At 55.4% G+C, this 14331-nt stretch carries 7 protein-coding genes, 3 tRNA genes and 4 rRNA genes; 10 read left to right on the top strand and 4 right to left on the bottom strand.

The features are described 5' to 3' along the window. Nucleotides 1-31 precede the first annotated feature (31 nt). The 4 genes from ACP3TE_RS04550 to ACP3TE_RS04535 all read left to right on the top strand — a co-directional run bounded on the left by ACP3TE_RS04550 (nucleotide 32) and on the right by ACP3TE_RS04535 (nucleotide 2073). Nucleotides 32-1408 carry an FAD-binding oxidoreductase gene (locus tag ACP3TE_RS04550; protein ID WP_332504510.1) on the top strand — a complete coding sequence of 459 codons (1377 nt, stop codon included), beginning with the start codon at nucleotides 32-34 and terminating at the stop codon, nucleotides 1406-1408. Nucleotides 1409-1517: 109 nt separating this feature from the next. Next, nucleotides 1518-1591: transfer RNA gene (locus ACP3TE_RS04545), tRNA-Pro, on the top strand. A 286-nt stretch (nucleotides 1592-1877) separates the two neighbouring features. Continuing rightward, nucleotides 1878-1949 (top strand) — tRNA-Gln (locus ACP3TE_RS04540). Between the two features lie 48 nt (nucleotides 1950-1997). Beyond that, a tRNA-Glu gene (locus tag ACP3TE_RS04535) sits at nucleotides 1998-2073 on the top strand. A gap of 58 nt (nucleotides 2074-2131) precedes the next feature. On the opposite strand, the gene ACP3TE_RS04530 is transcribed toward ACP3TE_RS04535, so the two are convergent. Next, a complete protein-coding gene (locus ACP3TE_RS04530) occupies nucleotides 2132-2464 on the bottom strand; it encodes a hypothetical protein (protein ID WP_426735520.1) in 333 nt (110 codons plus the stop codon). 177 nt (nucleotides 2465-2641) lie between these two features. Here ACP3TE_RS04530 and ACP3TE_RS04525 point away from each other — a divergent pair, with 177 nt between their 5' ends. From ACP3TE_RS04525 to rrf (ACP3TE_RS04500), 6 genes are all read left to right on the top strand, one after another. Then, the gene (locus ACP3TE_RS04525; protein ID WP_402735843.1) at nucleotides 2642-3157 is read left to right on the top strand and encodes a GtrA family protein; all 516 of its coding nucleotides are present in this window, start codon (nucleotides 2642-2644) and stop codon (nucleotides 3155-3157) included. 519 nt (nucleotides 3158-3676) lie between these two features. After that, a 16S ribosomal RNA gene (locus ACP3TE_RS04520) occupies nucleotides 3677-5202 on the top strand. 597 nt (nucleotides 5203-5799) lie between these two features. Next, nucleotides 5800-8931, top strand: a 23S ribosomal RNA gene (locus tag ACP3TE_RS04515). A gap of 163 nt (nucleotides 8932-9094) precedes the next feature. Further along, a 5S ribosomal RNA gene (gene rrf / locus ACP3TE_RS04510) occupies nucleotides 9095-9211 on the top strand. Between the two features lie 291 nt (nucleotides 9212-9502). Further along, complete coding sequence (locus ACP3TE_RS04505) at nucleotides 9503-10285, top strand: SDR family oxidoreductase (RefSeq protein WP_426735518.1); 783 nt, start codon at nucleotides 9503-9505, stop codon at nucleotides 10283-10285. A gap of 144 nt (nucleotides 10286-10429) precedes the next feature. Next, nucleotides 10430-10546 (top strand): 5S ribosomal RNA (gene rrf, locus ACP3TE_RS04500). Together the 16S, 23S and 5S rRNA genes form the textbook arrangement of a ribosomal RNA operon. A 128-nt stretch (nucleotides 10547-10674) precedes the next feature. Here the strand turns inward: rrf (ACP3TE_RS04500) and ACP3TE_RS04495 are convergent. From ACP3TE_RS04495 to ACP3TE_RS04485, 3 genes are all read right to left on the bottom strand, one after another. Beyond that, nucleotides 10675-11742, bottom strand: a complete 1068-nt coding sequence (locus tag ACP3TE_RS04495; RefSeq protein ID WP_105659109.1) for an ABC transporter ATP-binding protein — start codon at nucleotides 11740-11742, stop codon at nucleotides 10675-10677. A 65-nt stretch (nucleotides 11743-11807) separates the two neighbouring features. After that, the gene (gene otsB, locus ACP3TE_RS04490) at nucleotides 11808-12587 is read right to left on the bottom strand and encodes a trehalose-phosphatase (RefSeq protein ID WP_426735516.1); all 780 of its coding nucleotides are present in this window, start codon (nucleotides 12585-12587) and stop codon (nucleotides 11808-11810) included. A gap of 41 nt (nucleotides 12588-12628) precedes the next feature. Then, entirely contained in the window at nucleotides 12629-14092 is a 1464-nt protein-coding gene (locus tag ACP3TE_RS04485) for an alpha,alpha-trehalose-phosphate synthase (UDP-forming) (RefSeq protein WP_105659111.1), read from the bottom strand. Nucleotides 14093-14331: the final 239 nt, after the last annotated feature.

Here is a 14331-nt window from a genome sequence, read left to right as displayed (position 1 = left end):
TACTTGCACGCAACGATCCGTGGAGATAAAGATGGCCGCTTCCCATGCCGGATTTCTAGATGCCCTCAGCGCGGCATTGCCAGAGAATGCCATTGAAACAGCGGGCCCGCTGCTTCGAGAAAACTCTAGAGACTTCGGTCAGTTGTCGGGGGATCCCATTGAACCGCTGGCCGTGGTTTTCGCCAGTTCCGTAGCGGATGTACAACACGTTCTACGCTTGGCTAGCGAATACAAGGTACCGGTCATTAGCCGCGGTGCCGGCACAGGTGTTTCTGGTGGTGTACACGTACTAGGTGATGCCGTCGTCTTGAACTTGAGCAAGATGAATAGAATCCTAGAGATCCGCCCGGAAGATGAGGTCGCTGTGGTTGAACCTGGCGTCATCAATCATCAGCTGAACGAAGCCGTTTCCGAATTCGGCCTCATGTACGCCCCGGATCCTGCTAGCTACAAGATGTCTACAATTGGCGGCAACATCGCAACCAACGCGGGAGGCCTGCGGTGCGCGAAGTATGGCGTAACCCGAGAAGCAGTGCTCTCCCTAGACGTAGTATTGGCAGACGGCCGACTAATCCGCGTTGGCAAGAATACGTTTAAGGGTGTAGCAGGGTATGATCTCGCCGCACTTTTCACAGGGTCAGAGGGCACGCTGGGCGTTGTCGTTCGCGCAGTTCTCCGATTGCGCTATCTCCCGGTAGACGAGCGAGACATAGCTCTATTGTTCCCCAGCCTGGAAGAAGCAGTCGAGGGCGTTCAACTGATTGCCAAAGCCAGAATTCAGCCTGCCATTTTGGAACTCATTGATCATTCGACTCTGCTCATTCTTGATGAACAGTACTCGACGAATTACGCAGGTCACGGCGGTGCCATGCTCTTGGCTCGACTGGATGGCTATGGCGCCGAGCGTGAAGAAACCGCTCTCCGCAGTGTTTTCGCAGACCGCAATGCCCAGCTAAGCAATTCGGCAGATCCGAGTGCTACGCAACTGATCGAAATGCGCCGAACCAGCCGGGGTGATACTAAAGACGATGCTTACCGGACTGGAGAGGATGTCGCGATTCCGAAAAGCAAGATGCTTGAATACGTGCACCGCGTTCAACGGGCTGCGCGGGACGAAAACGTAAACATGCGGATGATTTCGCATGTAGGGGATGGCAATCTGCATCCGACGTTTTCTGTAGAACCGGAAGACGGCAACGAGCCACTAGCGAGGCTTGACCGTGCAGTTGAAAGCTCCGTACGTATTGCACTGGAACTGGGCGGCACAATTACTGGCGAACACGGTGTCGGGCTGATCAAAAAAGATTGGTTGCAATGGGAACAAGCAACAGAAGTGATCGAACTCCAACAGCAGATCAAGAACCTTTTGGACCCGTTGAATATCTTGAATCCTGGGAAAGCTATCTAATGGTCTTAAGCTGCGAGGCCCGGCTAAGGACTTGGCGGCAAAGAAAAGAGTAGCTATGCCGGGCATTGATGAGAATTCTGCAGGGTGTATAGTGAAATGGTTGTAACCACGGGATATAGCGCAGCTTGGTAGCGCGCGTCGTTCGGGACGACGAGGTCGCAGGTTCGAATCCTGTTATCCCGACACACAGCTAAGGGGGAACTTCGGTTCCCTCTTTTGCATTAAGCAGTCGTCTCAGCACGCAGTGACAGGTCAAGTGGACCTGCCTCCTTCGGCGGCAATTTATCGGCTGACGTGTAGCGAAGCTCAGGTCTGTTACAGGCATTTCAATAAACGAGCTGCAGATCACTCGAGGATATTGCCCCAGGATGTGCGATCCGTGAATTTTTTAGGTATAGTTATATCTCGTGCTAAGGCGTTCAGCGCAGATCAGCTTCGGCTGCTGAAGCAAATGAATACCAAGTCACATTGGGATATGGTGTAATTGGCAACACAACGGTTTCTGGTTCCGTCATTCTAGGTTCGAGTCCTGGTATCCCAGCGCTTCACCAAAGAGATTTGGTGAGCTGAAGATTAATCTTCAGCATACGGCCCCATCGTATAGCGGCCTAGTACTCCGCCCTCTCACGGCGGCAACACGGGTTCGAATCCCGTTGGGGTCACCAAAGCAAAAATCGCGAAACTTATGTTTCGCGATTTTTTTATGCCCAAAAACCGAGGATTCTACGGAACCGACAGCGGCTTCCGCTGATACCTCCTTAAGCAGGGTAATCCGTCAGTAATGTAACGGCGCAGAGTTGCAGGTCTAGCGCGGGTGAGGGGAAACTGCCCGTTGAGCCCGTTGAGCCCGTTGAGCCCGTTGAGCCCGTTGAGCCCGTTGAGCCCGTTGAGCCCGTTGAGCCCGTTGAGCCCGTTGAGCCCGTTGAGCCCGTTGAGCCCGTTGAGCCCGTTGAGCCCGTTGAGCCCGTTGAGCCCGTTGAGCCCGTTGAGCCCGTTGAGCCCGTTGAGCCCGTTGAGCCCGTTGAGCCCGTTGAGCCGCAGGGCATAACAACTCATTGCCCCCATCCTGGCCATTGGACGCTGCCACGAAAATGTCCGACTCATACATCGCTGGAAGCTCATGAGCTTCAATCTGAGCATGCTGTGCAAGGTGACCCATATGGATAACTAAGAACCGACCTGATTAAGTTTCAATTTTCTATTCGCCGATCCTGGGATGTCTATGCTTGATCCATGAGTGGCAGAGCCAAAGCATTTAGCGATGAAGGCGCACGGGATCCATCGCGCCCAAAACAGTATCGGGAACGAAAGAGAGCTCTGTACTTCCTGGGCATAGGAGGATTCTGCTTCCTCCTGACCTTGGCAGTGAATTACGGATTGAAGTTCACGATTCTGGGGGCGCATCCAACTTCAGCTTTTCTTATCGCTAATGCAGCGGCCACGGTAGTTTCCTACTACCTCTCGAGACGGTTTACCTTTGGGGATGTCGCCCACGGCCTCAAACGTATTCAGTTCATCAAATTCGTCGGCATGTCTACGGTAGCTATTGGAATTACTGCGGCGCCGGTTTATGTATCCCGTTGGATCTTTGGAATCACGGAACCACACGTTTCTTTTATCGTCCAGGAGATCGCCGACTTTATCGCCGGACCAATTATCGGGACGTTACTTGGGATGATCTTCCGATGGTGGGCAATGAAGAAGTTTGTCTTCCTGAATACGCTCCATAAACGTACAGAGATCCTGTAAACCGCAGGAGCAAAGCAGTCGCGATTCCGCTGCAGATTTGTTCAACTGTCAGGGCGTCAGAGTACGCCCGCGGATTATGCCGCCACAGTGTAACCACGATCACTGTCAAAAGTGCCCTGCCGATTTGCGGAGCCCTGAAAACCTGTGTATAGTTTTTATCTGTTGCCGGAACGGAAACAACACGGAATCTACCGTTTGTTTACCCGGCAGCCAATCACTTTTCACTGAAGGTTTTCCGCCGATTTTGATCGGATCAGGAACTCTGGTAAGTTGGAAAAGTTGCTCCGGAGCGAAGCAGTCATCGAAGGTTTGGTGGTTGTGGTGTCGAGAGTGTTTGTTGTTTGAGAACTCAATAGTGTGCCAAGTTTGTTGATACCGAATATTTTTTATTTGGTGAATACATAACATTTGCTTGAGGCATTGCACCCCCGTGCAGTGTTCTTGAGTGTTTTATTATTCGCCAGGACTTCATTGGCTTCGCCCTTATTTTCCAAGGGGTTGCCGGTGGCTTTTTATTTTTTTATGGAGAGTTTGATCCTGGCTCAGGATGAACGCTGGCGGCGTGCTTAACACATGCAAGTCGAACGATGAAGCCCAGCTTGCTGGGTGGATTAGTGGCGAACGGGTGAGTAACACGTGAGTAACCTGCCCCCGACTCTGGGATAAGCCCGGGAAACTGGGTCTAATACCGGATATTACCTTTGACCGCATGGTTGTTGGTGGAAAGATTTATCGGTGGGGGATGGACTCGCGGCCTATCAGCTTGTTGGTGAGGTAATGGCTCACCAAGGCGACGACGGGTAGCCGGCCTGAGAGGGTGACCGGCCACACTGGGACTGAGACACGGCCCAGACTCCTACGGGAGGCAGCAGTGGGGAATATTGCACAATGGGCGAAAGCCTGATGCAGCGACGCCGCGTGAGGGATGACGGCCTTCGGGTTGTAAACCTCTTTCAGTAGGGAAGAAGCGAAAGTGACGGTACCTGCAGAAGAAGCGCCGGCTAACTACGTGCCAGCAGCCGCGGTAATACGTAGGGCGCAAGCGTTATCCGGATTTATTGGGCGTAAAGAGCTCGTAGGCGGTTTGTCGCGTCTGCCGTGAAAGTCCGAGGCTCAACCTCGGATCTGCGGTGGGTACGGGCAGACTAGAGTGATGTAGGGGAGACTGGAATTCCTGGTGTAGCGGTGAAATGCGCAGATATCAGGAGGAACACCGATGGCGAAGGCAGGTCTCTGGGCATTTACTGACGCTGAGGAGCGAAAGCATGGGGAGCGAACAGGATTAGATACCCTGGTAGTCCATGCCGTAAACGTTGGGCACTAGGTGTGGGGGACATTCCACGTTTTCCGCGCCGTAGCTAACGCATTAAGTGCCCCGCCTGGGGAGTACGGCCGCAAGGCTAAAACTCAAAGGAATTGACGGGGGCCCGCACAAGCGGCGGAGCATGCGGATTAATTCGATGCAACGCGAAGAACCTTACCAAGGCTTGACATGTGCCAGACCGCCTCAGAGATGGGGTTTCCCTTCGGGGCTGGTTCACAGGTGGTGCATGGTTGTCGTCAGCTCGTGTCGTGAGATGTTGGGTTAAGTCCCGCAACGAGCGCAACCCTCGTTCCATGTTGCCAGCACGTAAAGGTGGGGACTCATGGGAGACTGCCGGGGTCAACTCGGAGGAAGGTGGGGATGACGTCAAATCATCATGCCCCTTATGTCTTGGGCTTCACGCATGCTACAATGGCCGGTACAATGGGTTGCGATACTGTGAGGTGGAGCTAATCCCTAAAAGCCGGTCTCAGTTCGGATTGGGGTCTGCAACTCGACCCCATGAAGTCGGAGTCGCTAGTAATCGCAGATCAGCAACGCTGCGGTGAATACGTTCCCGGGCCTTGTACACACCGCCCGTCAAGTCACGAAAGTTGGTAACACCCGAAGCCGATGGCCTAACCACCTTGTGTGGGGGGAGTCGTCGAAGGTGGGACTGGCGATTGGGACTAAGTCGTAACAAGGTAGCCGTACCGGAAGGTGCGGCTGGATCACCTCCTTTCTAAGGAGCTAACCATTATTGGTTGCCCATGCTGGACACGAGTGTTGTCCGGGTGGGTTGCTCATGGGTGGAATATCAATGGACTCAATACCGGAAAACGTGCTGGCTGATGCTGGTGCGGGGTATTGGCTGTGGCCGCGTGGTGCTTGGGCATCTGCTAGTACGCATTGCAGGGGTTTTCTTCTTGCGGTGCTGGAATGCGGTGTGTGGGTGTTGCGTGGTTTGTATGGTTTGGCATGCTGTTGGGTTTTGAGGCAACAAGCCTCCTTTCCTGGTGAATGGTTGCCGGGGTTCTTCCTGTGGGGAGGGTCCTGGTGGTGTTCGCTTGGGTGAGGGGTTCTTGGTGTTTCGGTGTTTGTCCTGTGTTTGCTGCAAGGATGTCCTGTTGGATTGATGCTGGCCTTTGGTTGGTGTTGGTTTTGGGGTGTTGTTGCGGGGGTGCGGGGTTGTTGTTTGGGAACTGTATAGTGAACGCGAGCATCTTGCAGATGAGATGAGCTGGGTAGTCCTTTTCCTTGGATTGCCTGGTGTTGGAGTCTTGTCTGCGTGATTTTGTTAGATTGTTTTATTGCTCATATCTTTTGACTTTGATGTTGTGTTGAAGTTTTTAAGGGCGCACGGTGGATGCCTTGGCATCAAGAGCCGATGAAGGACGTGGGAATCTGCGATAAGCCTGGTGGAGTCGATAACCGGACGTTGAGACCAGGATTTCCGAATGGGGGAACCCCGCACCATGTTATGTGGTGTGACCTGCAGCTGAATGTATAGGCTGTGTGGAGGGAACGCGGGGAAGTGAAACATCTCAGTACCCGCAGGAAGAGAAAACAACAGTGATTCCGTTAGTAGTGGCGAGCGAACGCGGATGGGGCTAAACCGGTTGGTGTGTGATAGCGGATAGGCGTTGCATCACCGGGGTTGTGGGGTCGGCATGTACCAGCGCTATCTTGCTGGTGGGATGAGGTGCAGGCGTATAGGTGAATCGGTTGGAATGCCGGACCATAGAGGGTGATAGTCCCGTAGGTGTAATGCGTGTCTGCCGTTCTAGTGTTGATACCCGAGTAGCACGGGGCCCGTGAAACCTTGTGTGAATCTGCCAGGACCACCTGGTAAGCCTGAATACTACTTGATGACCGATAGTGAATCAGTACCGTGAGGGAATGGTGAAAAGTACCCCGGGAGGGGAGTGAAATAGTACCTGAAACCGTGCGCTTACAATCCGTTAGAGCTGGGGACTTGTTCCCTGGTGATGGCGTGCCTTTTGAAGAATGAGCCTGCGAGTTAGTGTTACGTCGCGAGGTTAACCCGTGTGGGGAAGCCGTAGCGAAAGCGAGTCTGAATAGGGCGTTTGAGTGGCGTGATCTAGACCCGAAGCGAAGTGATCTACCCATGGCCAGGTTGAAGCGCGTGTAAGAGCGTGTGGAGGACCGAACCCACTTCAGTTGAAAATGGAGGGGATGAGCTGTGGGTAGGGGTGAAAGGCCAATCAAACTTCGTGATAGCTGGTTCTCCCCGAAATGCATTTAGGTGCAGCGTTGCGTGTTTCTTGCTGGAGGTAGAGCTACTGGATAGGCGATGGGCCCTACAAGGTTACTGACCTTAGCCAAACTCCGAATGCCGGCAAGTGAGAGCGCAGCAGTGAGACTGTGGGGGATAAGCTTCATAGTCGAGAGGGAAACAGCCCAGAACGCCAACTAAGGCCCCTAAGCGTGTGCTAAGTGGAAAAGGATGTGGAGTTGCTGTGACAACCAGGAGGTTGGCTTAGAAGCAGCCACCCTTGAAAGAGTGCGTAATAGCTCACTGGTCAAGTGATTCCGCGCCGATAATGTAGCGGGGCTCAAGCACACCGCCGAAGTTGCGTCATTCAAATATTAACCTGGTTTCGATTGGGTGTTTGGATGGGTAGGGGAGCGTCGTGTGGACGGTGAAGTCGCGGTGTAAACCAGCGGTGGAGGCCACACGAGTGAGAATGCAGGCATGAGTAGCGAATGACGGGTGAGAAACCCGTCCGCCGAATGATCAAGGGTTCCAGGGTTAAGCTAATCTGCCCTGGGTTAGTCGGGACCTAAGGCGAGGCCGACAGGCGTAGTCGATGGACAACGGGTTGATATTCCCGTACCGGCGAAGGACCGCCCATACTGAGCTGTGGATGCTAACCATGATTGACGCTAGCTGTTGGTGCCTTCGGGTATCTTGCTGGTTGATGTGGTGGGAACCGATGCAGTGAGGTCAGCGTATTAACAGGTGTGACGCAGGAAGGTAGCCGAGCCAGGCAATGGAATTGACCTGGTCCAAGGGTGTAGGAAGAGTGGTTGGCAAATCCGCCGCTCATGTTTCTGAGACCTGATAGGCGCCCCGTTTTCGGGGTGATTCGGTGATCCTATGCTGCCTAGAAAAGCATCGGCGCGAGGTCCAAGTCCGCCCGTACCCCAAACCGACACAGGTGATCAGGTAGAGAATACTAAGGCGATCGAGAGAATCATGGTTAAGGAACTCGGCAAAATGCCCCCGTAACTTCGGAAGAAGGGGGGCCTGCCCCGTGATGAGAACTTGCTTCTCTGATGCGGGTGTGGGCCGCAGAGACCAGGGGGAAGCGACTGTTTACTAAAAACACAGGTCCGTGCGAAGTCGCAAGACGATGTATACGGACTGACTCCTGCCCGGTGCTGGAAGGTTAAGAGGACTGGTTAGCAGTAATGCGAAGCTGAGAATTTAAGCCCCAGTAAACGGCGGTGGTAACTATAACCATCCTAAGGTAGCGAAATTCCTTGTCGGGTAAGTTCCGACCTGCACGAATGGAGTAACGACTTCCCCGCTGTCTCAACCATGAACTCGGCGAAATTGCAGTACGAGTAAAGATGCTCGTTACGCGCAGCAGGACGGAAAGACCCCGAGACCTTTACTATAGTTTGGTATTGGTGTTCGGTGCAGCTTGTGTAGGATAGGTGGGAGACTGTGAAGCTTGGACGCTAGTTCAGGTGGAGTCATCGTTGAAATACCACTCTGGCTGTACCGGTCACCTAACTTCGGACCATGATCTGGTTCAGGGACAGTGCCTGATGGGTAGTTTAACTGGGGCGGTTGCCTCCTAAAATGTAACGGAGGCGCCCAAAGGTTCCCTCAGCCTGGTTGGCAATCAGGTGTCGAGTGTAAGTGCACAAGGGAGCTTGACTGTGAGAGTGACAGCTCGAGCAGGGACGAAAGTCGGGACTAGTGATCCGGCGGCACCTCGTGGAAGGGCCGTCGCTCAACGGATAAAAGGTACCTCGGGGATAACAGGCTGATCTTGCCCAAGAGTCCATATCGACGGCATGGTTTGGCACCTCGATGTCGGCTCGTCGCATCCTGGGGCTGGAGTAGGTCCCAAGGGTTGGGCTGTTCGCCCATTAAAGCGGTACGCGAGCTGGGTTTAGAACGTCGTGAGACAGTTCGGTCCCTATCCGCTGCGCGCGTTGGAAATTTGAGAAGGGCTGTCCTTAGTACGAGAGGACCGGGACGGACGAACCTCTGGTGTGTCAGTTGTACTGCCAAGTGCATCGCTGATTAGCTACGTTTGGAAGGGATAACCGCTGAAAGCATCTAAGCGGGAAGCCTGCTTCGAGATGAGATTTCCATGCACCTTGAGTGTGAGAGGCCCCCAGCTAGACCACTGGGTTGATAGGCAGGATGTGGAAGCAAGGACTAAAGACTTGTGTAGCTGACCTGTACTAATAGGCCGATGACTTTCAACACACAATAAAACAATATTTGAACTGATGATTTCAATGCTGTTCGCGTTCACTATGCGGTTACGAGACAACAACCTCTAGCCAGCAAATACGGATGAGTTACAAGACTTTGTAGCACCGGAAAACATTGACCAGGAAACGTTTTGGTTTGTGTGCTTCGTGATTGTTACGGCGGTCATAGCGTGGGGGAAACGCCCGGTCCCATACCGAACCCGGAAGCTAAGGCCCACTGCGCCGATGGTACTGCACTCGTGAGGGTGTGGGAGAGTAGGTCACCGCCGGACTTAACTTGAGTAGATGGTTTGAGGCCCTGGTACCGTTTGGTGCCGGGGCCTCACCTGTTTAACGGGAAGGGGAGGGGGAATTGGGCAGCTGGTGCTGCCTGGTTCCTCCTCCCCTCCTGCTTTAACCTCGATAGCTGCTAAGCGACTAAGGCAACCCCAAACACTTGACTTAGGCATCATTGTTCAAGGGGCCACTCGAAATGGGCATAGTGTGGGATATGAGCGAGGCTGCGACTGACTCATCGACGGTGACTCGACTCGTCTTCCAATTGCGAAAGAGGGAAACCGAACGTGAGAACTTATGTCGTTACTGGCGCTGCTTCCGGTATTGGCGCGGCCACTGCAGAATTGATTCGAGAACGTGGGCACAAGGTCATTGGAGTTGATCTACGCGATGCCGAGGTCACTGCTGACCTATCGACGCAGGCGGGCCGGCTAAGCGCCATCAGCCAGACCCTAGAGCATTCCGAAGGCAAGATTGACGCGGTCATCGCGGCCGCAGGCATCTCGGCTCCTAAGGCGATTACCGTCTCGGTAAACTATTTCGGCGTAACCAGGTATCTGGAAGGCCTGCTGCCTGCATTGGGACTCTCGCAGTCACCACGCGTGGCCGTGGTTTCCTCGATGGCCTCGATCCAGCAGAATTCCGCTGAACTCGTTGATGCGTTGCTTGCAGGCGACGAGGAAGCAGCCCTGGCCATTGGTGCAGCCTTGGAAGCCGCTGGCCCGCGATCCGGTTACCTGAATTACCCGTCCTCCAAGCGTGCGCTGAGCCGCTGGGTTCGCCGCGAGTCCATCTCGGAGAAGTGGGCCGGCGCAGGGATCCCATTGAACGCTGTGGCTCCTGGCACCGTGATCACCAACATGACTCGGGACCTATTGGCGACAGAAGAAGGCAAATCGATGGTTGACCAGAATGTGCCGATGCCATTGAACTACCACTCTGAAGCCGTGGTAATTGCCAAGCTACTGCTGTGGCTAACGAGTGCAGAAAATACTCACGTCACCGGGCAAACGATTTACTGCGATGGCGGTGCCGAGGCTACGCTCCGCGGGGACGATATCTGGAGCTAGCCCAATTAGCCGGGTATGGCGAAGGACACTATTGGTAACGCGTTCTGAAGTGGCGCATCCACTGCGTGCTTGATATAGTTATGGAGTTGTCGCAATCGCGAATGACACCGTAGTTTTCCCATGGCTAGCCATGAGGTATAGAGTTACGGCGATCATAGCGTGGGGGAAACGCCCAGATCCATACCGAACCTGGAAGCTAAGACCCACAGCGCCGATGGTACTGCACTCGGGAGGGTGTGGGAGAGTAGGTCATCGCCGGGCATAATTTGCCGAAGGCCCCGAACTTTTGTTCGGGGCCTTCGATGTTTAACCGGACTCTCGTGCAGCGGACTTAAAGCCAATGGCGGCTTGGAGTTCAATTTCCAAGCCGCCATTGGCGCTAGCCAGTATTAGGCGTTGTCCAAGCGCAGACCGCTTTCCGTATCAAACAGGTGCGCGTGCTGCAGATTTGGTGCAATATTGATGCGCTGTCCACGTGCGGGAGGCGTACGGCCGTCAACACGAACCACGACTATCTGAGTTTCGCCGCCTAGCTCTGCCGAACCGTAGATGTAGGCATCTGCGCCGAGCTCTTCAACAACGTCGACAACAATCTCCACACCTTCGCCGGCACCGACAATCTCGATGTCCTCTGGACGGAAGCCCAAGGTGACTCCACCCTGTGCCCCAGGCGCATCGATAACAGCTGAACCGAAAGCAACCTGTCCATTGGCAGACTGCAACTGCACCAGGTTCATGGCAGGGGACCCGATGAAGCCTGCGACGAAGACATTGCGTGGGCGATCGTAGAGCTCACGAGGAGTGCCTACCTGCTGCAACTCGCCGTCCTTGAGTACGGCAACGCGGTCACCCATAGTCAAGGCTTCCACCTGGTCGTGGGTCACGTACACGGTCGTGACACCGAGTCGGCGGGTCAGCGACGCAATCTGGGTACGGGTCTGCACGCGCAGCTTTGCATCGAGGTTGGACAGCGGCTCGTCCATCAAGAACACCTGGGGTGAACGAACGATGGCGCGACCCATGGCCACACGCTGACGCTGGCCGCCAGACAAGGCCTTGGGCTTGCGGTCCAAGTACTTCTCCAGATCGAGAAGCTTGGCTGCTTCCAGCACGCGCTTCTTGCGTTCCTCCTTGTCGACGCCGGCGATCTTCAAGGCAAAGCCCATATTCTCGGCAACGGTCATGTGGGGGTACAGCGCGTAGTTCTGGAAGACCATGGCGATGTCGCGGTCCTTAGGCGGAACGTTGGTCACATCCTTATCGCCAATGAGAATACGACCGGAGTTTACTTCTTCCAAGCCCGCGAGCATGCGCAGGGTGGTGGACTTGCCGCAACCCGAGGGGCCGACCAGGACAAGGAATTCTCCATCTTGGATTTCCAAGTCGATAGCGTCGACGGAAGGCACAAGTGCGCCCGGGTAGATGCGGGTGGCCTTTTCAAAGGTCACAGTTGCCATGATGACAATCCTTTCACGGGCAGGTACGTGCCCGACGATCCGTAGTGAAAGTGAGTTGGGACACTTCAGTGTCGCATGGAAATCAGACTTTTCAAAAGGTGTGGTAATTCACTTGGCGAAAGGATATTATGCGCGGCCGCAGTTGGTCCAGGTCCCACCTTGATGCCCAGATCCGCTGCGCCAAGAACCTTGAATCCGTTCTCGTCGGTCACGTCATCACCGACAAAAAGGACCGCTTGGACGTCGAGTACTTCACGCAACCACTGCAGGCTCTGGCCCTTATCGCCGTGATGCACGGTGGCCTCTAGCACCGCTTTGCCTTCAAGCAGTTTGATGCCGTCCAAATCACCTAGCGCCTGCCGCGCCTGTGCCAGGGCCTTGGCGGCAACATCAGGTGCTGCCTGGCGGACGTGCAGGACCGTGGCCGACGGTTTGTACTCCACGCTGGCGTTCGCGTGCATCGCAGCAACGCGTTCCAGGCGCTGGGTAATTTGCCCGAGCAGCTCGGACTGCCTAGCGGTCAGCGGCTCATCGTGCCAGATCGCGCCCAGCTGTGGCGGAACCAAGCGCTCGGCACCGTGCGAACCAATGCGAATCTCTGGACGAGGCTCAGGATAGACCTCGCTCAAGGACTGCAGGTTACGCCCCGACACCACCGCGGTGTATACCCCGGGACTGGAAGCCAGCTGCTCGAAGGCAGCAGCAGACTCTTCCAGCGGCCGGGCCTCTCGCGGCCGGTCAACCAGCGGGGACATCGTTCCATCAAAGTCCAAAGCAACTAGTACCCGCTGATGGCCAGCAAATTCAGCCAGCGCGGCCTGCAGGGCAGGGTCAAGGTCAGGCAATGGTATTCCTCATCGGAGATCAGGATTCCTGTCGGAATCTTCTAGCGAACGATTTCGTGCACGGAGGTGGCCGCGTTGATCTCGGCCAGCTCGGCTAGGAAATCCTCGGACCACTTCGAGACGTCGTTGAGTGCCAAGTGGCGGTTCATGCGTTTCATCCGGCGTTCCTGCTCTGCCTCATTCATCTGAACCGCTTCAACGATCCTGGCCTTCATCCCGTCGATGTCGTGCGGGTTGACCAGGACAGCCTGGGTCAGCTGATCGGCAGCGCCGGTGTACTCCGAGAGCACCAGTACACCGCGACCATCCTGGTGCGCAGCGACGAACTCCTTGGCCACCAGATTCATCCCATCGCGCAGGGCCGTGACCAGCAGGACATCGGCTGCCAGATACATGGCGATCATTTCGCGCAGCGGATAGGACTGGTGCAGGTAGCGCAGGGTGGTGTGGCTCAGGGTGTCATGCTGGCCGGTGATCTGCCCGACCATGAGCTCCACCTGGTCACGCAGCTCGATGTAGCTGTCCACGTTTTCCCGGCTGGGGCTGGCTACCTGGATCAGGCAGACATCACCGGCGCGCAGAGTCTGGTCGGAGAGCAGCTCGCCATAGGCCTTCAGGCGGTGGCGAATGCCCTTGGTGTAGTCCAAGCGGTCCACGCCCAGCATGATGGTTTTCGGATTGCCCAGCTCATGGCGGATCTGGGCAGCACGGGCAATGATTTGCGGATCGCGTGCGAGCTTGGCGATTTGCTCGGTATCGATGGAAATCGGATGCGCATTGGCACGGCAGAGATTCTGCATGTCGTTACCGGCTGGGGGCGAAGCCACATCGCCCTTGGTGGAGTAGTCGGTGAAACGGCGCAAGCAGCGCAGGAAATTGCTCGCATCGGTTTCGCGCTGGAACCCGACCAAGTCCGCGCCGACCAGTCCCTGCAAGATCTGGGTGCGCCAGGGCAGCTGCGAAAACAGGCTGGCCGCCGGGAACGGTATGTGCAGGAAGAAGCCGATTTTCAGATCGGGTCGCGCCAGCCGCAGCATCTGCGGAACCAGCTGCAGCTGGTAGTCGTGGACCCACACGGTAGCGTTCGGAGCAGCGATTTCCAGTACGGCATCGGCGAATCGCTGGTTGATCCTCTTGTAGCGGTCCCACCAGGTGCGGTGGTACTCCGGTGGCACGATGACGTCGTGGTAGAGCGGCCAAAGCGTCGAGTTGGAGAAGCCCTCGTAGTAGAGGGTCAGGTCATCCTCATCCAGGGGGACCGGAACCAGATGGATGTCATCCTTGTCGAAGCTCTCCAGCTTCTCGCCGATACCGCCATGCCAACCCACCCAGGCACCTTCGGACGCAGCCATGACCGGTTCCAAGGCGGTAACCAAACCACCGGGCGAACGCTGGAATCCTTGCGATCCGTCAGGATTGGTGATGCGATCCACCGGAAGGCGGTTGGCTACAACCACAAAATCGTAGGAATTTTCGGTCTTTGTACTCGGCGCTGGGTTACCCACTGCAAACCTCCTGGTTTGTTCAATCTGGTTCACCGGCGTGGTGCAGATTCGTCGGTTCTGAGTGAATGACTTCTCGTCAAATTTCCTCGCTCTTGCTATTTAGCCTAGTGAAAACTGACTGCTAAGGGAACGAAGGGACGGATTTCTCCGTCATACGGGCTACTTCTGCGCATGTGCCGCGTGGTCAGCTAAGGACCGGCAGCAAAGAAACGATATCCGCCGATGACTTGGTTTAACGC

It is taken from the genome of Glutamicibacter sp. 2E12, from assembly GCF_050030965.1.
Lineage (GTDB): Bacteria > Actinomycetota > Actinomycetes > Actinomycetales > Micrococcaceae > Glutamicibacter.
The sequence above is the reverse complement of the archived record's forward strand: the minus strand, read 5'-3'. Positions and strand labels throughout refer to the sequence as shown.

Bases quoted from the DNA above. Each gene is read 5' to 3' on its own strand.
- ACP3TE_RS04550 (WP_332504510.1), top strand. From the start codon at position 32: ATGGCCGCTTCCCATGCCGGATTTCTAGATGCCCTCAGCGCGGCATTG.
- ACP3TE_RS04530 (WP_426735520.1), bottom strand. From the start codon at position 2,464: ATGAGTTGTTATGCCCTGCGGCTCAACGGGCTCAACGGGCTCAACGGG.
- ACP3TE_RS04525 (WP_402735843.1), top strand. From the start codon at position 2,642: ATGAGTGGCAGAGCCAAAGCATTTAGCGATGAAGGCGCACGGGATCCA.
- ACP3TE_RS04495 (WP_105659109.1), bottom strand. From the start codon at position 11,742: ATGGCAACTGTGACCTTTGAAAAGGCCACCCGCATCTACCCGGGCGCA.